This window comes from Nonomuraea angiospora (assembly GCF_014873145.1).
Classification (GTDB): domain Bacteria; phylum Actinomycetota; class Actinomycetes; order Streptosporangiales; family Streptosporangiaceae; genus Nonomuraea; species Nonomuraea angiospora.
Genome location: NZ_JADBEK010000001.1, coordinates 4,835,734 through 4,855,514 on the forward strand (window position 1 = coordinate 4,835,734; position 19,781 = coordinate 4,855,514).

Here is a 19,781-nt window from a genome sequence, read left to right on the forward strand (position 1 = left end):
CCGCATAAGATGAATGAACGTGAAGTTTCTCAACGACCTCGAGCCTCATTACGACCTGACCTATAGCGACGTGTTCATGGTGCCGTCGCGATCCGCGGTCGGTTCGCGGCTCGCAGTCGACCTTTCGACGAACGACGGCACGGGCACCACCATTCCCGTCGTCGTGGCGAACATGACCGCGGTCGCCGGCCGGCGCATGGCCGAGACCGTGGCACGGCGGGGCGGCATCGCCGTGATCCCGCAGGACATTCCGCAGGACGTCGTGACCGACGTCGTCGACTGGGTCAAGAAACGCGACCTCGTACACGACACGCCGCTCACCCTCACCCCCCACGACACCGTCGGCGAGGCGCTGCAGCTGCTGCCCAAGCGGGCGCACGACGCGATCATCGTGGTCGACTGGGACAACCGGCCGGTCGGGGTCGTGACCGACGCCGACTGCCAGGGCGTCGACATGTACACCCAGCTCTCGCAGGTCATGTCGAGCGAGCTGCTGACGCTGCCCGCCGGGCTGGACCCGCGCGCGGCCTTCGAACGGCTGCACGGCGGCCGTCACCGGCTGGCCCCCGTCGTCGATCCCGGCGGGCGGCTGGTCGGCATCCTCACCCGCCTGGGCGCGCTGCGCGCCACCCTCTACCAGCCCGCGACCGACGAGCAGGGGCGGCTGCGCATCGCGGCCGCGGTCGGCGTGAACGGCGACGTGGCCGCCAAGGCCAAGGAGCTGCTCGACGCCGGGATCGACTGCCTGGTCGTGGACACCGCGCACGGCCACCAGGAGAAGATGATCTCGGCTCTGCGCGCCGTCAAGGCGCTCGATCCCGGCGTGCCCGTCGTGGCGGGCAACGTGGTGACGGCCGAGGGCGTGCGCGACCTGGTGAACGCCGGGGCCGACATCCTCAAGGTCGGGGTCGGGCCCGGCGCCATGTGCACCACGCGGATGATGACCGGGGTGGGCCGGCCGCAGTTCTCCGCCGTGCTGGAGTGCTCGGCGGAGGCCCGGCGGCTGGGCCGGCACGTGTGGGCGGACGGCGGGGTACGCCATCCGCGCGACGTGGCGCTGGCGCTGGCCGCGGGGGCGTCCAACGTGATGATCGGCTCATGGTTCGCGGGGACCTACGAGTCGCCCGGCGACACCCATACCGATGCGAACGGGCGCAAGTACAAGGAGAACTTCGGCATGGCCTCCGCGCGGGCCGTGCGGCTGCGGACGGCCGACGACTCGGCGTTCGAGCGGGCCAGGAAGGCGCTGTTCGAGGAGGGCATCTCGACCTCGCGCATGTATCTGGACCCGAAGCGGCCGAGCGTGGAGGACCAGATCGACGGCATCGTGGCGGGGCTGCGGTCGGCGTGCACGTACGCGGGGGCGTCGACCCTGGAGGAGTTCCACGCGCAGGCGGTGGTCGGGATCCAGAGCTCGTCCGGCTACGCCGAGGGGATGCCGCTGCACCAGAGCTGGTGACCTGTTTCAGCTTCTGCGCCAGCCGCCGGCGGCGTGGATGCCGCCGTCCACGTGCAGCGTCGCCCCCGTGACGAACCTGGCCAGATCGCTGGCCAGGAACACGGCCGCGCCGGCGGCCTCCTCCGGGCCGCCCAGCCGGCCGAGCGGCGGGACGCGTACCGGCTCGTAGGGCAGGGGGCGGGCCAGCATGCGCTCGCGCACGCCGGACTCGCCCTCGGTCCGCAGGGCGTCGGGCGCGATCGCGTTCACCCGGATGCCCCGGGGAGCCAGCTCCAGGGCGAGCGTCTTCGTCAGGCTCTCCAGACCGGCCTTCATCGCCGCGTACACCGCGAACCCCGGGGCCGCCTGATGGGCCTCGCTGGAGGTCACGTTGATGATCGACGAGCCCGGCGACATCATCGGCAGCAGCCGCCTGATCATGCCGGTGACCTGGGTGAAGTTCTCCTCGACGAGGATCTGCTCGCCGCGGGGCGAGGTGTCGGCGAACGCCGCGTGGAAGGTGCCGCCCGCGTTGTTGACCAGGATGTCCACGCGGCCCCACCGCTCACGGACGGCCTGGGCGAAGATCTCCACCGCCACGGGGTCGCGTACGTCGAGCTTCATCGCCAGCTCGGCCCGCGGCTTGTCGCGGTCGCACACCGCGACATGAGCGCCGAACGCCGCGAACGTCTCCGCGATCGCCAGCCCGATGCCCCTGGCCGCCCCGGTGACCACGGCGACGCGCCCGGTGAGCAAGATCGCGTCCGGAGAAGGGGCGGTCATGAACGATGACGATATCCCGACCGCATAGAGTCGTCGGGTCTCATTGTCAGCAATCATCAACAGGAGCACTTCGTGGCACTCGAAAAGCCCGAGATCGACTTTCCCGAGGGCAACCCGCCCGCCGACCTGGAGATCGTCGACCTGACCGTGGGCGACGGCCCGGAGGCCAAGCCCGGCCACAGCGTACGCGTCCACTACGTGGGCGTGGCCTTCTCCACCGGCGAGGAGTTCGACGCGTCGTGGAACCGCGGCGACGCGTTCGAGTTCCCGCTCGGCGCGGGCCGCGTCATCGCGGGCTGGGACCAGGGGGTCGCGGGCATGAAGGTCGGCGGACGGCGCAAGCTCGTCATCCCGCCGCACCTCGGTTACGGCAGCCGGGGGGCCGGCGCGCGCATCAAGCCGAACGAGACGCTCATCTTCGTCGTCGACCTGCTCGACGTCAGCTAACACTTTCCCGGGGCGGGCCACCCAAGCCAAACCGGCCCGCCCCACCCCCTCCGAGCCCGCCCCGCCCCTTCCACCCCGCTCCACCCCACCCCCTCCCAGCCCGCCCCATCCCTTCCACCCCGCTCCACCCCACCCCCTCCCAGCCCGCCCCATCCCTTCCACCCCGCTCCACCCCACCCCCTCCCAGCCCGCCCCATCCCTTCCACCCCGCTCCACCCCACCCCCTCCCAGCCCGCCCCATCCCTTCCAACCCGCCCCACGCCCTTCCAGCCCGCCCCGCACCCGCTCCAGACCCGCCGCTCCCCCACGCCTCCGCCCGGCCCTGACGCCTCCCCACCCACCCACCTCAGCCCCTCGGCAACCACCGCTCCTCCCCACACCCACCGGGCCCGTCCAGACCCGAAGCCTTCACACCACACCCACTCGGACCCGACGCTCCTCCCCACGCCGCCCGCCCGTCCGGACCGACGTTCCCCGCACCCGGCCCCCCGCTTCCGGACCCGCGCCCCATCCCCTCCCTCCGCGCCCCTCCGGACCCGCGCCCCATCCCCTCCCTCCGCGCCCCTCCGGACCCGCGCCCCATCCCCTCCCTCCGCGCCCCTCCGGACCCGCGCCCCATCCCCTCCCTCCGCGCCCCTCCGGACCCGCGCCCCATCCCCTCCCTCCGCGCCCCTCCGGACCCGCGAGCCTCATCCCTCTCGGCTCACCCTCCAGAGCCGACGCCCCTACGCGCCCTGCGCCGCCTTTGCGGGACCGACGCCCCCACTCCCTCCCGCCCCGTCTTCCGGCCCGGCGCCCCCACGCCCTGCCCTATAGACCAGCCTCCGCCCCACCCTCACCCCGCTACGGCGATCACTCACCTCAACGTGACGGCCCTGTGGCGCATATCAACGTGGCGCCGCGCCGCGTCACCCTCGCCCTCGCCCTCGCCCTCGCCCTCGCCCTCGCCGGAAGGAAAGGACCCACCCGCACCCGAGCGAAAAGCCTTCAATGAGGGCCCAATACGCGATGCTCGCGCGAGGATCCCAAATGGGGAGCAACCATACGAGGGGCCGTGCCGGGAACAAGGCAGACACTTGGCCGATATCGGGTGGGGAAATGTCGGTTCCGTAAGGCAACATAGGCGTGTGCTTCTGATCGACGTGGTCCGGGTTTCCGAGGCGGTGGCGCGCACGTCCGCTCGGCTCGGCAAGGTGGGCCATCTGGCGGAGCTGCTGGGCCGCGTCGGCCCGGAGGAGGCGGAGATCGCGATCTCGTACCTCTCGGGCGAGCTGCCTCAGCGGCAGGTGGGCGTGGGCTGGCGCACGTTGGAGGACATCCCTCAGCCCAAGCTGGCCGCCACCGCCACCCTGACCGCGGTCGACGAGCTGCTGAGCAGGATCAAGGCGGTTGCCGGGCCGGGCTCGCAGGCCGCGCGCAAGGCGCTGGTGGCCGAGCTGTTCGCGGGGCTGACGAGCCAGGAGCAGCAGTTCATGCGCCGGCTGCTGTTCGGCGAGCTGCGGCAGGGAGCGCTCGACGGCGTCATGATCGAGGCGGTGGCCAAGGCGTCCGGCGCGCCGTCGGCCGACGTGCGGCGCGCGCTCACGCTGCGCGGATGGCTTCCCGCCGTCGGGGCGGCCGCGCTGAGCGGCGGGGTCGAGGCGCTGCGCGCGTTCCGGCTGCAGGTGGGGCAGCCGGTCTCGCCCATGCTGGCGGGCAGCGCGCCCAACGTGGCCGCCGCGTTGGAGAAGGCCGGCACCCCGGCGGCGCTGGAGTGGAAGCTCGACGGCATCCGGGTGCAGGCCCACCGTTCGGGCTCCGAGGTCAAGGTTTTCACGCGTACGCTCGACGACGTCACGCCGCAGGTTCCCGAGCTGGTCGAGGCCGTGCTCGACATGCCGTACGACGATCTCGTGCTGGACGGCGAGGTGATCGCGCTGCGTCCCGACGGTCGGCCGCACCCGTTCCAGGTGACGGCGAGCCGCGCGACCAGCAAGACCAACGTCGCCCAGCTGCGCGAGCAGACGCCGCTGAGCGTGTTCTTCTTCGACGCACTGCGGGTGGACGGCGCCGACCTGCTCGACCTGCCCTATTCACAGCGCCAGGAGGCCCTCGCCCGCGCGGTCCCCCAGGGGCTGCTGACGCCGCGGCTGGTGACGGGGGACGTGGCCGAGGCGGAGAAGTTCTTCACCGACGTGGTCAAGGCGGGCCACGAGGGTCTGGTCGTCAAGTCCCTGGCCTCCCCTTACGCGGCCGGCCGGCGGGGCGCCGGATGGATCAAGGTCAAGCCGCGCCACACGCTCGACCTGGTGGTCCTGGCCGCCGAATGGGGTCATGGGCGGCGCGAGGGCAAGCTCTCCAACCTCCACCTCGGAGCGCGTGACCCTTCGGGCGGGTTCGTGATGCTCGGCAAGACGTTCAAGGGCCTGACGGACGAACTGCTGGCCTGGCAGACCGAACGCTTCCTCGAGCTGGCCGAGGGGCCCACCGACAACTGGACGGTCACGCTGCGACCGGAGCTGGTGGTGGAGATCGCCTTCGACGGGGTTCAGCGCTCCCCTCGCTATCCCGGCGGCATGGCCCTGCGTTTCGCCCGGGTCCTGCGTTACCGTCCGGACAAGCGCGTCGAGGACGCCGACACGGTCGACACCGTGCGCTCTTTGATGCTTTGACGCGCTCCCCGGCTTGAAGACCGGGGATTCAGCCCGTGCCGCGCGCTCACTCGGCACCTCTGCGGCTTCCTGCTGCACTGGGCTGTGCCACCGCGAGCGCGCGGGCCTTCACCCCCGGCCTGAAGGCCGGAGCACTGACCCGCGTTCCGGTAGCCCGGATCTGCCTGAAATCAGCAGGCAGCAAACCGTCGAGAACAAACCCCTTCACAACCGACGGCTTGATCGCCCAGGCACTCGACCTATAACCCAGCTGACCCGGGCGTATCACCGTCGCGAGCTGCACCATTTGTCGATCAAGACCGCTTTCTCGCGTTTTCCGGCACCCCAAAGATCCACGGCGTACGCTGGGCGTTCTTGGCAATCTTGCGGCTTAAGTGAGATATGTCACTGGTTGTCGCATTAAGTTGCCTTTACTCGGGATTTGTCGCATATGTTCGTCCTCACTGCGCGGGATCCCCCTCCCCGCCGACGGATCGGCCGCCGTACGCCCTGCACCCCCTCGGGCCCGGCCTTTCCCTGCCCTATCCCCTAGCTAGGACTGTGGTTTACCTTGGGCCAGCATTCCCTCAAGCCGACCCCTCAGTACCGCAAGCTCGTCGCGGGCAAGCGCCGCTGGATCACCATCGCGGCCGGCGCCGCCGTCGTGGCCGCCGCCTCCACCGCCGCCTGGGCCGCCATGGACACCACCGGCTCCCCCAACCACCTCTCGGCAGCCCCCACCCCGCTCCAGGCCAAGCCCCTGAACGAAGCCGCTCGCCAGGCAAGCCCCCAGTCGCCCTCGCAGACGATCCCGCAATCGCCCTCGCCGCTCCCCAAGCCTGCGGCGGCCCGCCCGAAGCCCATCAAGTCCCCGGCGACCGCCCAGCCGAACACCCCCGCCTCCCCGACGGCGACCTCCTCGAGCGCGGCCGCCAAGCCGACGGCGACCAAGCGGTCAACCCCCGGCACCGCCAAAACCGCGTCCCCCACGCCGTCGAAGGCCACCAAGTCCCCGGCCCACAAGCCGAAGACCCGCGTACTCTCATCCGGAACCTGCGGCGCCTCCTACTACGGCGACCCCCAGATGACGGCCAGCGGCGAACGCTTCGACCCCTCGGCCCTGACCGCCGCCCACAAGACCCTCCCGCTGGGCAGCAAGGTCCGCGTCACCAACCCCGACACCGGCGAATCGGTCACGGTCCGCATCAACGACCGCGGCCCGTACGTGGGCGGCCGCTGCCTCGACCTCTCCGAAGCCGCCTTCGCCGCCATCGGCAACACCAGCGCCGGCGTCATGCGCGTCAAGTACGAGGTCCTGTCCCGCTAACGCCACCCACCCCAAGGCCCTGTCCCGCTGATGCATCCGCCCAGGGCCCTGGCCCGCTCACAGCACCCACCCCAAGGCCCCGTTCCGCAAACGCCATCCGCCCAAGGCTTTGGCCCGCTAACGCCATCCACCCAAGGCCCTGGCCCGCTCACACCACCACCCCAAGGCCCCGTTCCGCTAACGCCATCCACCCAAGGCCCTGGCCCGCTCATGCCACCACCCCAAGGTCCCGTTCCGCTGACGCCATCCGCCCAGGCTCTGGCCCGCTCACACCGCCCACCCCAAGGCCCCGTCCCCCTTACGCCATCCGCCCAAGGCCCTGGCCCGCTCACACCACTCACCCCGAGGCCCTGGCCCGCCAACGCCACCCGCCCCAAGGCCCTGGCCGCTCGCGCTACCCCAGTGCGAGGGGCTCCTTTGCCGGGTTGGACTAGGCCGGGCTCGTATGGATCCCGGGTGCGGGCGAGTGGGGTCACTTCACCAGGCGCAGCGTCATCGGGTAGCGGAAGTTGCCCTCCGTCAGGGACGTGATGCCGCCGACGATGGAGAGGACGACGGCGGCGACCCAGATGAACGGGATCAGCACGACACCGATGAAGGTGAACGGCAGCAGAACCGTGGCCCCCACCACCGTGAGCTGGAAGTTGAGTGCCTCAAGCGCCTGCCTGCGGATGTAGGGCGAGGTCTTGGCGCCGGTGAGCAGCAGGATCAGAGGGCCGGCGATCGGGATGCCGACGACCAGCAGCAGGTGACCGACGGCGGCGGCGAGACGTTCGTTGCTCTCCGGCGCCCGCTCCGGGCGAACCGGGGGCGGGAGCGGGGCGAGCCGGGGTACGGCTTGAGCGCCGTACAGCTCCGTCATGATGGGCATCAGGTCACCGTGCGTGCGCGCAGTCATCGCGCGCTCCAGCCGGTCGTCGAACTCGAGCTTGTCGAAGCGACCCTCCGCGTAGGCGGCCTTGACGTGCTCGACCACGTGCTCTCGGTCCTGGTGGGTGACGCGCAGATGAGCTGGCGGCACCTGTCCCGGCCCAGGGGTTTGCGATACCCCAGCCATAATCGTCATGCCTCTCCTTCGAGAATCGGGCAGTCACCTCTCATACTGCGTCCCTCGAACCCTCGGTGCTATCGGGAGAATCCCGGATGTGACCCCTAGATCATCCCCGACGCACGGAGGCTCCAGACGGTATAAAAAGGATGCATGAGATGGCGAGACCGCTACGGCATTCGTCGACTGCGCGGCCCCAAGGTCGCGAAGTTCGACCGTGAGGCGACTGACGCCGACATCGAAGCGCTTATCGCTTTTGCCCGCTCGCGGCGTGGCGTCGAGTTTTACGTCGAGCCCGAGACTTTCGCCACCGACACGACCGCCATGGCGGTCGCCGACGACGGCGAATGGACCAGGCGCAGGGTCGGCTCCCCTGCCGTGATCCACAAGGTTGCCCGCGATCTAGCCCTCCCGGTTTATGACGTTCAACTCACCGGCTATCCGCCGCGCATGCGCGCTTACAACGAGCGCCGCCGCCGCGAAGAAGAAACCGGCAGCTGACCCCCGGCAGCCGTCCGCCAGCGGGTCACCCGTTGGCGGACCACTGACTGACTGACTGACGATTGGCGCGGTGTCGGCTCACGCTGACGGCCGCCCACTCACAGCGTCTCCCTGACGGCCGCCCACCCGCAGCGGCTCCCTGACGGCCGCCCACCCGCAGCGTCCCCCTGACAGCCGCCCACCCGCAGCCGCCCGCTGACAGCCGCCCACCCGCAGCCGCCCGCTGACAACCGCCCACCCGCGGCCGCACACTGGCAGCTGACCACTCACAGCCGCCGTCTCACCACCGGCAGCCAGCAATCGACCACGTCCGTACGCAGTACCTGGCTGATGCCCGGCCGGATCAGGGGCCTCAATCCCCTCTCCACGGAGAGCTTCGCGAGCTGCCGCCGCTGCTGGTCGTAGCCGACTCGTAAGAGGGTCCTCCCGACGACGCGCGGTGGTTTGTGAAGCGGTGTCCGATGCCGTGGGAATGGTCAGCCTCGAGATCTACGGCGGCATGCCGCATGCCTTCCATGCGAGCGTCCTCAGGGCCGAGTCGCTTCCGCTCGACGTGACCTTGCTCCGACGCATCACGGGTGGAGCAGTTCACTTGCCGTCCCAGAGCACACGAGCTGAGAAGCGTCTTTGATCCGTCCCCCTGTGCGGATCAGGCTGCCGCGGGGTGTTGTTGATCGGTGCGTTTGGCCGGGCGCTTGTGGGTGGTGGGCGTCATTCGGGTGGGGTGTTGGCCTCGTCTTCGTCCAGGAGGTTCACCAGGGGGAGGAGCCAGGAGGCGTGCGGTGGGCCCATGGCGGCGTCGAGTTCGGCCGGGGTGGGGAGGCGGTCTCGGAGGATCGCGGGCGACAGGAGGTTTTGGAGGGCGTGCATGAGGAGGTTGGCCATCGAGTAGCTGGGGTCGATGGTCAGGGCGCGTTCCAGGGCGATGGTGGCCTGGACGTTGTTTCCCGCGCGCCAGGAGGCCATCGCCAGGAGGGATGCGGCCGGTGGGATGAAGCGGGGCTCCAGCCTGCGGGTCAGGTCCTTCCAGAGAAGTACGTGGGAATCTTGCATGAGGGTCCAGGCCTCGTCGCGGGCTCGGGTGATCGATAGGGCCAGGCCCAGCTTCGCCGCCTCCGCGTCGTCCAGGCGGCCGCCTTCCTCGTGGGTCTGGAGGGCTGCTCGGACTCTGTTCAGGCTTTCGGCGATGAACTGCGTCGCGAAGGTGTCGAGGTTTGTGGTGGCTGTCAGGTCGGCCCGGAGTTCTGCGATCGCGTCGGCTGTGGCCCGGCGCATGGCCATGCGTACGGGGCCTGCGATGGGGGCGATGGTGCGTTCCAGGGATTCGCGATCGGGGAGGGCCACCAGGCCGCGGATGGTCGCCTCTGCGGCGATCTGGCTGGTGGTCAGGTCGTACGGAGTGCCTTCGGCCGGGCAGCACGTCGCGAGATCGCAGATGTAAGACCAGTAGCGGCCCTCGTGTGCTCGTAGCGCTTCGCCTACGTGGAGTTCGGTCTTGGCGGCGAGGAGTCGGGCCTCGTCGACTGCCGGTGTCACCAACTCCCCCGGGCCGTAGCCGACGACGACGATCTCTGTTACGCCCTCCCGGTCGAAGACGGGCTCCAGGGAGGCGAGGGTGCCCGGCGGGAACGGGAGGCTCCATCTGGCCACCAACTTGGCCTGGCGACGGTCGAGACCGATCAGGATGAGGCTGGTCTTCGGATGGAAGCCGACGAGGTATGGCACGGCGGCCAGGATGTCGGTGGGGCTGGTGAGGGTGAGGCAGGGCTCCAGCGACGTGAAGCTGGTTGTTGAAGATGAGGAGGCCGAACACGAGGAGGAGGAAGGTGACATGGGGGACGGTGGGGGTGATGGAGCGGCGGTGTTGGGGCTGGAGTCCTCGGAGGGGGAGCCGGGATTGGGGTTGGGGGGCGGGGTGGTCGCGGGGGTGGAGTGGTTGGTCGTCATGGGCCCTTAGGGTGCCTGGGCAGCGGCTGCTGGATCGGGCCCGAATGCGGTTCTGGGGATGGTGGGCGCGTTCAGGAGGGCGGTTGTGGATAACTGTCGGCCGGTTTTCGGCTGGGGCTGCGGGTGAGGCACGGGCGGTGAAGGCGCTGGCGTGCAAGGTCCGGCCGTTGGGCGGCTGGCCCTGGAGAGGGTGAGGGCGAAGGGGCTGAGGCTCTCAGGGCTAGCGGTGAAGGCACTGGCCGTGGAAGCGCTGGCCATGTGAAGGGGCTGGCCCTTGAGGGTCTGAAGGTGAAGGGGCTGAGGCTGTCAGGGTTGGCGGTGAAGGGGCCAGCCGTGAAGGGGCTGAGGGTGCAGGGGCCGTCAGTGAACGGCTCGATGGTGAACGGGCCGACGGTGAACGGGCCGACGGTGAACGGGCCGACGGTGAACGGGCCGACGGTGAACGGGCCGACGGTGAACGGGCCGACGGTGAACGGGCCGACGGTGAACGGGCCGACGGTGAACGGGCCGACGGTGAACGGGCCGACGGTGAACGGGCCGACGGTGAACGGGCCGACGGTGAACGGGCCGACGGTGAACGGGCCGACGGTGAAGGGATGGGGTGGCTTGTGGGGTGAGGGGGATGGCGTGGAACTGAGGGTTATGAGGTGGTGGTCAGGTGGGTGCGGACGAGGAGGGCGGCGCCGGCTACGGCGGCGGGCATGGCGATGACCGCGACGAACGGCACCAGGAACAGCAGGAACCCCACCACCCCGAACCCCAGCGCCCCGGCCTTGTTGGCGCGCAACAGCGCGAAGCGTTGCTTGCGGGCCATCCCCCGCCGCTCCAGCGCCAGCGTGGTGAGCTCCACCGTCAGGAAGAAGCCGGAGACGAGCGCCCCGAGCACCGGCACCACCGTCTGGCCGATCACCGGGACGAAGCCCAGGAAGAACAGCGGGATCGTGAAAAGGAGCACGTAGAACAGCGTGATCACGCTGTCCCTGAGCGAGCGCGGCAGGGTGCGCCACCACGGTTGCTCGTCGGCGTCGGGAAGCGGGTCCACCTCGGCCGACAGCCGCTCGTAGAACGGCTCCCCGATCGCCAGGGTGATTGCGGTGAAGGTGAGTACGGCCAGCGCCAGCCCTCCGAGGAACAGCAGGATCCCCACCAGCGTCCTGAACAGGTCACGCCACCCCCACGACTCCGCGAACGGCGTCAGGAACGCGGCCAGGTCGGTGGCGTGCGTGCCCAGCAAGATCAGCGCCGCGATGTACACCGCGAACGCGATCAGCGCAGGGATCAGCCCGAACAGCCACCACCGCCCGTGCCTGGCGACCCACCCCAACCCCTGGAAGAAGAAGCCGACGCCGGACGTGAAGTCGCGCAGTGATCGCATGCCCGGCAGGCTAGCGCCAGAACGACGTCACCGCGTAGCCCAGCTCCGCGAACAGGCCCCGCAGCAGCGGCAGTGAGATGCCGATCACGTTGCCGTGGTCGCCTTCGATGCCCTCGATGAACCAGCCGCCGCGCCCGTCGATGCTGAAGGCCCCGGCCACGCTGAGCGGCTCACCCGTGGCGATGTACGCGGTGATCTCGTCGTCGGACGGCTGGCCGAAGCGGACCACGGTGGTGGCGACCTCCGCCGCCTGCTTGCCCGCGGCCACGTCGATCACGCAGTGGCCCGTCACCAGGCGTCCCGTGCGCCCGCGCATGAGCCGCCAGCGCTCGGCGGCCTCCTCCGGCGTGGCGGGCTTGCCGTACGGGCGGCCGTCCAGCTCCAGGATCGAGTCGCAGCCGATGACCAGGCCCTCGTCGAGCTCGTTCGCGACCGCCTCCGCCTTGGCCTTGGCGAGCACGAGGCTGAGTGCCGCCGGGGTGTGCGCGGAGAAGGAGTCCTCGTCGACGCCGCTGACGATCACCTTGGGGTCGAGCCCGGCGCTGCGGAGGAGGGCGAGGCGGGCGGGGGAGGCTGAGGCCAGAACGATCACTGCATAAGCCTACCGTTGACCTGCGCCGCGTCATTCACCAGTCGGGGTTCGAGGTGCCAGGGGCCACCTGGCGCGGGTCCTCACGCGGGTCCTCTTCCTGGAAGCCGCCGGTGCGCCCGGTTCCGTTCTCGAAGTCGCCCTCCTCGTGGCCGTCCGGGGCTCCGGTGTGGCCCGTGGTGCCGGTGCCGAAGGGCGAGCGGGACTCGTACGGCCCGCCCTGCGCGGGCACCCCGCCGCCGAAGAGGGCGTCCAGCAGGTCCTGGAGCAGCTCGCCCAGCTCGCCCGGGCGGGCCGGCTGTTCGCGGTCCAGGTCGTCGGCCATGGCGCTCGCGTTCATGCCGCGGCTCGTGGCCCGGTTCGCGAGCAGGGACATGATCATGGGCGCGACGAGGGGCAGCAGCCTCATGATGATCGCCGGGTCGACCCCGGCGAAGCGCGCCAGCCCGTCCGCGGCCTGCTCCGTTCCCTGGCCGCCCAGGACGTGGCCGAGGATGCTGTGCCCGTCGCGGGTCAGCGAGGCCACGTCGCCGGTGAACGGATCGGTGTCCACGTGGTCGTCCAGGGCCGCGCGCAGGGCGTCGGCGCCGTCCGGGTGACGGGCGTTGCGGGCCATGCCTCCGATGATGACGCCCGACACGGCCTCGACCACGTCGCGGGCCATGGTTGTGTCCGTGCCGAGCATTCCGGCGATCTGCTCCAGCCCTGAGTCTCCGAGCTCGGTGAGGAGCTCGTCAGTCAGTGTCACGACAGTCCCCCGATCGTTGTTCCGGGAGAGCTGCCCTGACCAGGGCCGGAGCAATGCCCGATTTGCGCTAATTCTCGGAAAAGCTGCCCACAGGAGTCGGGGCGGCCGCCGAGGGCAGGCCCGCCGCCGTGTACGCGCCGGCCTCGTCGAGCGTCTCGTGCTCGAGCAGGGCCTTGACGATGGCGTCGAGCTTGTCGCGGTTGTCGGTGAGGATCTGGATCGCGCGCTCGTAGCACTCGTCCACGATCCGCCGCGCCTCCTCGTCGACGGTGGCGAGCGTCGCGGGCGAGGCCTGCGGCTGCTGTCCGTCGTTGGGGAGGATGGTCAGCGGGCCGACCTTCTCCGACATGCCCCAGCGCCCGACCATGCCCCGGGCGATCATGGTGACCTGTTCGAGGTCGTTCTCGGCGCCCGTGGTGATGACCCCGTACACGACCTGCTCGGCCGCCATGCCGCCGAGCGCGCCGGTGATGCGCCCGCGCAGGTACTGCTCGTCGTAGGCGTACCGGTCGGTGTCGGGGGTGGACAGCGTGACCCCGAGCGCCCGCCCGCGCGGGATGATCGAGATCTTCCTGACCGGGTCGGCGCCCGGCTGGAGCATGCCGAGCAGCGCGTGACCGGCCTCGTGGAAGGCGGTCCTGGTGCGCTCCTCCTCCGGCATCACGATGCTGCGGGCCGCGCCGAGCTGCAGCTTCTCCAGCGCGTCGGCGAAGTCGGACATCGTGACCTTCTCCTTGCCGCGCTTGGCGGCGAGCAGGGCGGCCTCGTTGACCAGGTTGGCGAGGTCGGCGCCGGTCATGCCGGGGGTGGTCTTGGCGAGCTGGTCGGGGCTGACCTCGCCGTCCAGCGGCACGCCCCGCGTGTGGACCTGCAGGATGGCGGTGCGGCCGGCCGCGTCCGGCAGCCCCACCTGGACGGTACGGTCGAAGCGCCCGGGACGCAGGAGCGCCGGGTCGAGCACCTCGGGACGGTTCGTGGCCCCGATGACGATCACGCCCTCGGCGCCGGAGAAGCCGTCCATCTCGGTGAGGATCTGGTTCAGCGTCTGCTCGCGCTCGTCGTGGCCGCCGAGGCCGCCGGCTCCGCCGCGGGCCCGGCCGATGGCGTCGATCTCGTCGATGAACACGATCGACGGCGCCACCTTCCGCGCCTCCTCGAACAGGTCGCGCACCCGCGAGGCGCCCACGCCCACGATCATCTCGATGAACTCGGAGGCGCTGGCCGAGAAGAACGGCACCTTGGCCTCGCCCGCGACCGCCCTGGCCAGCAGCGTCTTGCCGGTGCCGGGAGGGCCGGCGAGCAGCACGCCCTTGGGCAGCTTCGCGCCGAGCCTGCGGTATTTCCCGGGGTCCTTGAGGTAGTCGACGATCTCGACGAGCTCGTTCTCGACCTCGTCGATGCCCGCCACGTCGTCGAACGTGACCCGCACCTGCCCGGCCTCGACCGGCTTGGCGGCCTTGGACTTGCCGATGCCGCCGAGGCCGCCGCCCATCAGGCTGGCGCCGCGGCGCATGACCCAGATCCACAGCCCGGCCAGCAGCAGCACGGGCAGCAGCGAGAGCAGCAGGTTGGAGAAGAAGCCACGGGTGATCGGCTTGGAGGTGATCTCGACCTGGCCGGTGGACAGCTGCTGGTCGAGCTGGTCGGTGTTGGCGAAGGCCGGGATCTCGGTCGCGAACTTCGTGTAGGACTCGCTGCTCTCGGGGTTCTTCGCCGCCGACCGCAGGTCGCCCTCGACGGACAGGCCCTGGGCGTAGATGTCCTTGACGTTCTTGGCGTTCACCTGCTTGGTGAACTCGGTGTACGAGATCGTCTCGACCGATCCGCTGTCGACGAACGACGACACGATGAAGAAGCCCGCGTACACCACGAGCAAGGTGACGACGAATCGCCACCAGTTGATCTTGGGCCGGCCTCCGGGCGTGCCCGGCAGGCCCTCCGAACGCCAGGGCGGCTTGCCCTTGCCGTTCTTCGGTGCCTGCGGCGGTCCCGAGCGTTCCACGGCGTCACTCCCCACATCGCCGCATACATGATCCTTTTAGCCTAGAACACGCACCCCGGCGACCACGCGGCCGATGTCTCGCCACTGCTTGCGCTGCGAGTCAGGCACTGTGACGAACGCCAGCCCCGGCTTACTCATTCCCCCGTCCATCACGACGACGGCCGCCCGCGACTGATGCTTGCCGTATTTGACGCGATATACGAGCATCCATCCGTTCTTGACCGGTTGTGAGGCGAGCCAGGTGATCCTGGAGCCCTTGGGGTGGTGGTTGAGCGTCCAGCGGGCCGCGAGCAGCGCCGTGTCGCGCGGGGACTTCTGCCGCATGGTCGGGAGCGGGCATGTGACGAACATCCCACGCACGCCGGTGCGCGCCTTGGGGAGCACCTGCTTGGTGGTGAACGGCGCGGCGCCGTACGACTTCCACGGCTTGGAGAGGTTCGGCACGATCAGGCCGGTGCGCCTGTCCTTGACGACCTTCCTGGTCGGGGAGGCCAGGCGTAGCCGCTTGATCCGGCCCGTCAGCTTGGGGACGCGCGGGTCGGCGTACAGGGCCTCCATGGCCGTGTAACCGGGCGCGAGCGACGAGCCGGGCGAGGGCGAGGGCATCGCCTCCGCCGCGAGGGTCGGCGGCGCAGAAGCAGAAGCAGATGCCGAGGGAGGAGCCGCGGTGGAAGGTGCGGGGCCGGACGAGGACGGTGCGGCCGGCGGCGCGGTTACCGGCCCCGCCGCGACCTCGTCCGGCCCTGCCGGGAACACCACCACGACCAGCGCCACGGCCACGGCCGCGGCTACGCCGATCGCGGCGAGCCCCCGGTACACCACCCGCATCCGGATATCTCCGATACGGGAGCGTTTGGGCGGAGAAGCAGGGGTTCCGGGCCTCGCCGCGGTCCTCACTTGGGAACCCTTGATCTCTTCTTCCCCATCGAGCACGAGCGGAGCGTACGACATATCCGGCCATTGCGCCTTGGAAGCTACCGAAGTGCAATCATGGGCGGCGTGGAACAGGTTGAGCTGCGATTCGACCACGCCTCGCGAGCGGCCCGAACGCACACGAACCTCTCAGCGATCCGGCAGGGCTCCGCCGGTCTCTGGGTGGCCGGCGACGAGACCGCGACCTTCGAGCACCTGACATGGCTGGGCGACCATTTCGGCGACCAGCGCACGTACCCGCTGGCCGACTACGTGGACCTGCCCGCGGGCCCCGAGGACGAGGCCGACATCGAGGGGCTGGCCCGCGCGAACGGCTACCTCTGGCTGGTCGGCTCGCACAGCCTCAAGCGCAAGAAGGTCAAGTCGAAGGACCCGGACAAGGCCGCCGACCGGCTGGCCACGGTGGTCAGGGAGGAGAACCGGTTCATCCTGACCCGGCTGCCGCTCCATGACGAGACGCCCGGCCCTGGAACGATCCTCTCCGGCCGGGACAACCTGACCACGCACCTGCGCGGCGACCGGCACCTGGCGCCGTTCCTGGAGCTGCCCGGCAAGGACAACGGGCTCGACGTCGAGGGCATCGCCGTCGTGTCCGAGCGGATCTACCTCGGGCTGCGCGGCCCCGTGCTGCGGGGCTGGGCGGTGCTGCTGGAGCTGCGGCTGGAGGAAGCGGGCAGGTCACGGCTGCGGCTTCGGGAGCCGTACCGCAAGCACTTCCTGAACCTGGGCGGGCTGGGCGTGCGGGACCTCTGCCCGGACGGGGACTCGCTGCTGATCCTCGCCGGCCCGACCATGGACCTCGACGGTCCCGTACGGGTCGTGCGCTGGCGGCCCGGCACCAGGCAGGGGGTCGTCCCCGAGGGCGAGCTGGAGACGGTGATCGAGCTGCCGCACGGCGTGAAGTGCGACCACCCCGAGGGGCTGGCGCTGCTGGCCGACGGCAGGCTCATGGTCGTGTACGACAGCCCGTCGCCCGCGCGGTTCACCCCGGCGGGCGGCGTGCTGGCGGACGTCTTCACGGTCTAGCGACGCGCCCGTGCGACCAGGGCGCCTTCACGGTCTAGCGACGCGCCCGCGCAACCAGGGCGCCTCGGCCACGAACGTGCACGAGCCCGGCTCGATCTCCGTGAAGCCGGCGTCGCGCACCACGGGCAGCCCCGCGGCGGCCATGGCGTCGAAGTCGCCCTGGGAGGCCGCGGTGCGCACGGACACCGCGAGGCCGCGGGCGCGCCAGGCCTCCCGCTCGGCCGCGTCGCTGGCCCACCAGGCGAGCTGGGCGGCGTGCCCGGCCTGCGCCATGGCCTTGCCCGCGGACATGGCCAGGCCCGGGTTGGCCCACAGGACCGGCGCCTGCGCGGGCGGCGGATCGGCGGTGTCGGTCAGCTCGGTGCCGCCCACCTGCAGCCGCGCGAGGTCCCGGGGCCAGCCGTCGAGCGGCACAGGCGGATGTACGCGCACCTCGGCCGTGCGGTGCTCGACGGTGCGCCCCGGCAGCGCGACCGCCCTGCGCCACTCGGCGCCCCTGGCCCGGCGGACCACCTTGCGGATCTTGCCGGTGGACTGCCAGGAGTGCAGCTCGGCGGCCCACTCGCCGGGGTCGTCCAGCAGGCTCAGCACGGCCGTGGCGGCCGCTTCCAGCGCGTCGGTGCGTTCGGGAGGCGCGGCCCTCTCGATCCTGACGACCAGCGGCAGGACATATAGCTCAGAATTCATCGCTCTCTAGAATGCACGATCGCCACGGACATGCCCGCGGCGAGGAGGCACAGGGCGCCGGCGCCGTACCAGGCGAGGTCGTAAGCGCCCAGGTGGTCGCGGGTGAGCCCGGCGGCGACGGCGGCGAACGCGGCGCCCACCTGGTGCGAGCCGAACACCCACCCGAACACCACCGCTCCGTCGGCCCCGTAGATCCGCCGGCACAGCGCCACCGTGGGCGGCACGGTCGCCACCCAGTCCAGCCCGTAGAACACGATGAAGATCAGCATGCTGGGCTCGGTCGTGGCCGCGAACAGGCTCGGCAGCACCATCAGGGACAGCCCGCGCAGCGCGTAGTAGACGCCGAGCAGCACCTTGGGGTCGATCCGGTCGCTGAGCCAGCCGGAGGCGATCGTGCCCGCGATGTCGAAGATCCCGATGACCGCCAGCAGGCCGGCGGCCACGGGCTCGGCCATGCCGTGGTCGTGCGCGGCGGGGATGAAGTGGGTGCCGACCAGGCCGTTCGTGCTGGCGCCGCAGATCGCGAAACCGCCGGCGAGCAGCCAGAACGGCCGGGTCCTGGCCGCCGCGGCGAGCACGGTGACCGCCCGGACGGCCGCGTTCACCTTGCCCGGCGCGGTCCGAACCGCGCCCGGCTCCGCCCCGAGAGCCGTCGTGCCCACGTCGGCGGGATGGTCGCGCAGCAGCCACCACACGAACGGCACCACCGCCAGCGCCGCGGCCGCCACGGTCAGCGAGGCGAAGCGCCATCCCGGTCCCTCGGCGAGCTGGGCCAGCACGGGCAGGAAGATCAGCTGCCCGGTGGCGCCGGCCGCGGTGAGCACGCCCGTGACCAGCCCGCGGTGCCGGACGAACCAGCGGTCCACCACGGTCGCGGCGAACACCAGCGCCATCGAGCCCGTCCCGAGCCCGACGAGCACGCCCCAGAACAGCAGGAGCTGCCAGCTCGCCGTCATCAGCACGGTCAGGCCGCTGCCCGCGGCGATCAGCAGCAGCGCGAGGGAGACCACGCGGCGCATGCCGAAGCGGTCCATCAGGGCGGCGGCGAAGGGGGCGGTCAGGCCGTAGAGCACCAGGTTGACGGAGACGGCCAGGGAGATCGTGCCGGCCGACCAGCCGAACTCCTCATGCAGGGGGGTGATCAGTACGCCGGGGGTGGCGCGGAACCCGGCCGCGCCCAGGATCGCCACGAAGGCGACGGCCGCCACGAACCAGGCCCGGTGCAGGCGGCGCGTGGGGGCGGTGGTGCTCAACGTCATGCGCCAATCCTGCTTTATCCCCTTACAAGGTCACGAGTGGCCGGATGGTCAATATGTGAAAGAATTCGGCCATGACACATCGTGTGGCAGTCGTCGTGCTCAACCACTTCGCCACGATCGACCTCGGCGTGCCCGGCCAGGTGTTCGGGACGGCCGAGACGGCGGACGGCGAGAAGTTGTACGAGGTGGTGACCTGTTCGGAGGGTCGGATGCCGGTCCGCTGCTCGGCGGGCTACAGCGTGCTGCCCGACCACGACCTCGACGTGCTCGACACCGCCGACACGGTCGTGGTGCCCGGCGTCCACGCGGGCCGGGCGCTGCTCGACGGCACGATCTCGGACACGCTGGCCGCGGCGCTCCGGGGACGGCCCAGGATCCTGTCGATCTGCACGGGGGCGTTCGTGCTGGCGGCGGCGGGCCTGCTCGACGGGCGCCCGGCCACCACCCACTGGCGCGAGGCCGACCGGTTCGCCCGGCTCTTCCCGCAGGTCAAGCTCGACCCCGACGTGCTGTACGTGGACGACGGCGACGTGCTGACCTCGGCGGGCGTGGCGGCCGGGCTCGACCTGTGCTTCCACGTGGTCAGGAACGACCACGGCAGCGAGGTGGCCAACCGCGCGGCCCGCCGCTGCGTCATGCCGCCGTGGCGGGACGGCGGCCAGGCCCAGTACATCGACCGGCACCTGCCGGAGGCGGGCGGCGGCACGGCGGCCACCCGCGACTGGATGCTGGCCCACCTGGACCGCCCGCTCGACCTGACCGCGCTGGCCGAGCACGCCAGGATGAGCGTGCGCACGTTCACCAGGCGTTTCCGCGACGAGACCGGCGTGAGCCCGGCCAGGTGGCTCAACGGCCAGCGGGTCCAGCACGCCAGGCACCTGCTGGAGACGACGGATCTGGGCGTGGAGGAGGTGGCCAGGAAGGCGGGGTTCGGGACGGCGGTCTCGCTCCGTCAGCATCTGCACGCGGCCGTCGGGGTTTCGCCGCTGGCGTACCGGCACACGTTCCGGCGACTCTGACTTTCTCCGGCAAATGCCACAT

Annotated in this window: 17 protein-coding genes; 7 read left to right on the top strand and 10 right to left on the bottom strand. The window is 70.8% G+C overall.

The genetic code is table 11. The features are described from left to right. Positions 1-19: 19 nt before the first annotated feature. A complete protein-coding gene (locus tag H4W80_RS21785; RefSeq protein WP_192786788.1) occupies positions 20-1,459 on the top strand; it encodes a GuaB1 family IMP dehydrogenase-related protein in 1,440 nt (479 codons plus the stop codon). Positions 1,460-1,465: 6 nt separating this feature from the next. On the opposite strand, the gene H4W80_RS21790 is transcribed toward H4W80_RS21785, so the two are convergent. Next, positions 1,466-2,221: an SDR family NAD(P)-dependent oxidoreductase gene (locus H4W80_RS21790; RefSeq protein ID WP_192786789.1), complete on the bottom strand. Its 756-nt coding sequence runs from the start codon at positions 2,219-2,221 to the stop codon at positions 1,466-1,468. A gap of 72 nt (positions 2,222-2,293) precedes the next feature. Between H4W80_RS21790 and H4W80_RS21795 the strand changes: the two genes are divergently transcribed. From H4W80_RS21795 to H4W80_RS21805, 3 genes are all read left to right on the top strand, one after another. After that, positions 2,294-2,668 (top strand): FKBP-type peptidyl-prolyl cis-trans isomerase, encoded by a 375-nt coding sequence (locus H4W80_RS21795; protein ID WP_192786790.1) that lies wholly within the window; start codon positions 2,294-2,296, stop codon positions 2,666-2,668. Positions 2,669-3,795: 1,127 nt separating this feature from the next. Next, positions 3,796-5,319 carry an ATP-dependent DNA ligase gene (locus H4W80_RS21800; protein ID WP_192786791.1) on the top strand — a complete coding sequence of 508 codons (1,524 nt, stop codon included), beginning with the start codon at positions 3,796-3,798 and terminating at the stop codon, positions 5,317-5,319. Positions 5,320-5,869: 550 nt separating this feature from the next. Beyond that, positions 5,870-6,625, top strand: a complete 756-nt coding sequence (locus H4W80_RS21805) for a septal ring lytic transglycosylase RlpA family protein (protein WP_225963589.1) — start codon at positions 5,870-5,872, stop codon at positions 6,623-6,625. Between the two features lie 472 nt (positions 6,626-7,097). Here H4W80_RS21805 and H4W80_RS21810 read toward each other — a convergent pair whose 3' ends face one another. Continuing rightward, the gene (locus H4W80_RS21810; protein ID WP_318786988.1) at positions 7,098-7,646 is read right to left on the bottom strand and encodes a DUF1707 and DUF4870 domain-containing protein; all 549 of its coding nucleotides are present in this window, start codon (positions 7,644-7,646) and stop codon (positions 7,098-7,100) included. A 180-nt stretch (positions 7,647-7,826) separates the two neighbouring features. On the opposite strand from H4W80_RS21810, the gene H4W80_RS21815 reads away from it, so the two are divergent. Next, positions 7,827-8,174 carry a hypothetical protein gene (locus H4W80_RS21815; protein ID WP_192786792.1) on the top strand — a complete coding sequence of 116 codons (348 nt, stop codon included), beginning with the start codon at positions 7,827-7,829 and terminating at the stop codon, positions 8,172-8,174. A 711-nt stretch (positions 8,175-8,885) separates the two neighbouring features. Here H4W80_RS21815 and H4W80_RS21820 read toward each other — a convergent pair. The 6 genes from H4W80_RS21820 to H4W80_RS21845 all read right to left on the bottom strand — a co-directional run bounded on the left by H4W80_RS21820 (position 8,886) and on the right by H4W80_RS21845 (position 15,663). Continuing rightward, the gene (locus H4W80_RS21820; protein ID WP_225963590.1) at positions 8,886-10,121 is read right to left on the bottom strand and encodes a DUF4192 domain-containing protein; all 1,236 of its coding nucleotides are present in this window, start codon (positions 10,119-10,121) and stop codon (positions 8,886-8,888) included. Between the two features lie 640 nt (positions 10,122-10,761). Continuing rightward, positions 10,762-11,496 carry an EI24 domain-containing protein gene (locus H4W80_RS21825; RefSeq protein WP_192786793.1) on the bottom strand — a complete coding sequence of 245 codons (735 nt, stop codon included), beginning with the start codon at positions 11,494-11,496 and terminating at the stop codon, positions 10,762-10,764. 10 nt (positions 11,497-11,506) lie between these two features. Further along, positions 11,507-12,088 carry a Maf family protein gene (locus H4W80_RS21830; protein ID WP_192786794.1) on the bottom strand — a complete coding sequence of 194 codons (582 nt, stop codon included), beginning with the start codon at positions 12,086-12,088 and terminating at the stop codon, positions 11,507-11,509. Between the two features lie 34 nt (positions 12,089-12,122). After that, positions 12,123-12,833 carry a DUF937 domain-containing protein gene (locus tag H4W80_RS21835; RefSeq protein WP_192786795.1) on the bottom strand — a complete coding sequence of 237 codons (711 nt, stop codon included), beginning with the start codon at positions 12,831-12,833 and terminating at the stop codon, positions 12,123-12,125. A 67-nt stretch (positions 12,834-12,900) separates the two neighbouring features. Beyond that, positions 12,901-14,835, bottom strand: a complete 1,935-nt coding sequence (gene ftsH, locus H4W80_RS21840) for an ATP-dependent zinc metalloprotease FtsH (RefSeq protein WP_318786989.1) — start codon at positions 14,833-14,835, stop codon at positions 12,901-12,903. Positions 14,836-14,871: 36 nt separating this feature from the next. After that, positions 14,872-15,663, bottom strand: coding sequence for a hypothetical protein (locus H4W80_RS21845; RefSeq protein WP_192786796.1), 792 nt, complete (start codon positions 15,661-15,663; stop codon positions 14,872-14,874). Between the two features lie 162 nt (positions 15,664-15,825). On the opposite strand from H4W80_RS21845, the gene H4W80_RS21850 reads away from it, so the two are divergent. Continuing rightward, positions 15,826-16,794: a DUF3616 domain-containing protein gene (locus H4W80_RS21850; RefSeq protein WP_192786797.1), complete on the top strand. Its 969-nt coding sequence runs from the start codon at positions 15,826-15,828 to the stop codon at positions 16,792-16,794. A gap of 27 nt (positions 16,795-16,821) precedes the next feature. Here H4W80_RS21850 and H4W80_RS21855 read toward each other — a convergent pair whose 3' ends face one another. Then, the gene (locus H4W80_RS21855) at positions 16,822-17,481 is read right to left on the bottom strand and encodes an aminoacyl-tRNA hydrolase (RefSeq protein WP_192786798.1); all 660 of its coding nucleotides are present in this window, start codon (positions 17,479-17,481) and stop codon (positions 16,822-16,824) included. Then, positions 17,478-18,740, bottom strand: coding sequence for an MFS transporter (locus H4W80_RS21860; protein ID WP_192786799.1), 1,263 nt, complete (start codon positions 18,738-18,740; stop codon positions 17,478-17,480). The genes H4W80_RS21855 and H4W80_RS21860 overlap by 4 nt, the downstream gene beginning before the upstream one ends. 71 nt (positions 18,741-18,811) lie before the next feature. Between H4W80_RS21860 and H4W80_RS21865 the strand changes: the two genes are divergently transcribed. Next, complete coding sequence (locus H4W80_RS21865; protein WP_192786800.1) at positions 18,812-19,759, top strand: GlxA family transcriptional regulator; 948 nt, start codon at positions 18,812-18,814, stop codon at positions 19,757-19,759. The last annotated feature ends 22 nt before the right edge of the window (positions 19,760-19,781 follow it).

What these genes read in the sequence shown, in the direction of transcription:
- H4W80_RS21845 (WP_192786796.1), bottom strand. Translation starts at nt 15,663, where the DNA reads ATGCGGGTGGTGTACCGGGGGCTCGCCGCGATCGGCGTAGCCGCGGCC.
- H4W80_RS21860 (WP_192786799.1), bottom strand. Translation starts at nt 18,740, where the DNA reads ATGACGTTGAGCACCACCGCCCCCACGCGCCGCCTGCACCGGGCCTGG.
- H4W80_RS21865 (WP_192786800.1), top strand. Translation starts at nt 18,812, where the DNA reads ATGACACATCGTGTGGCAGTCGTCGTGCTCAACCACTTCGCCACGATC.
- H4W80_RS21850 (WP_192786797.1), top strand. Translation starts at nt 15,826, where the DNA reads ATGGGCGGCGTGGAACAGGTTGAGCTGCGATTCGACCACGCCTCGCGA.
- H4W80_RS21855 (WP_192786798.1), bottom strand. Translation starts at nt 17,481, where the DNA reads ATGAATTCTGAGCTATATGTCCTGCCGCTGGTCGTCAGGATCGAGAGG.
- H4W80_RS21820 (WP_225963590.1), bottom strand. Translation starts at nt 10,121, where the DNA reads ATGACGACCAACCACTCCACCCCCGCGACCACCCCGCCCCCCAACCCC.
- H4W80_RS21815 (WP_192786792.1), top strand. Translation starts at nt 7,827, where the DNA reads ATGAGATGGCGAGACCGCTACGGCATTCGTCGACTGCGCGGCCCCAAG.
- H4W80_RS21790 (WP_192786789.1), bottom strand. Translation starts at nt 2,221, where the DNA reads ATGACCGCCCCTTCTCCGGACGCGATCTTGCTCACCGGGCGCGTCGCC.
- H4W80_RS21825 (WP_192786793.1), bottom strand. Translation starts at nt 11,496, where the DNA reads ATGCGATCACTGCGCGACTTCACGTCCGGCGTCGGCTTCTTCTTCCAG.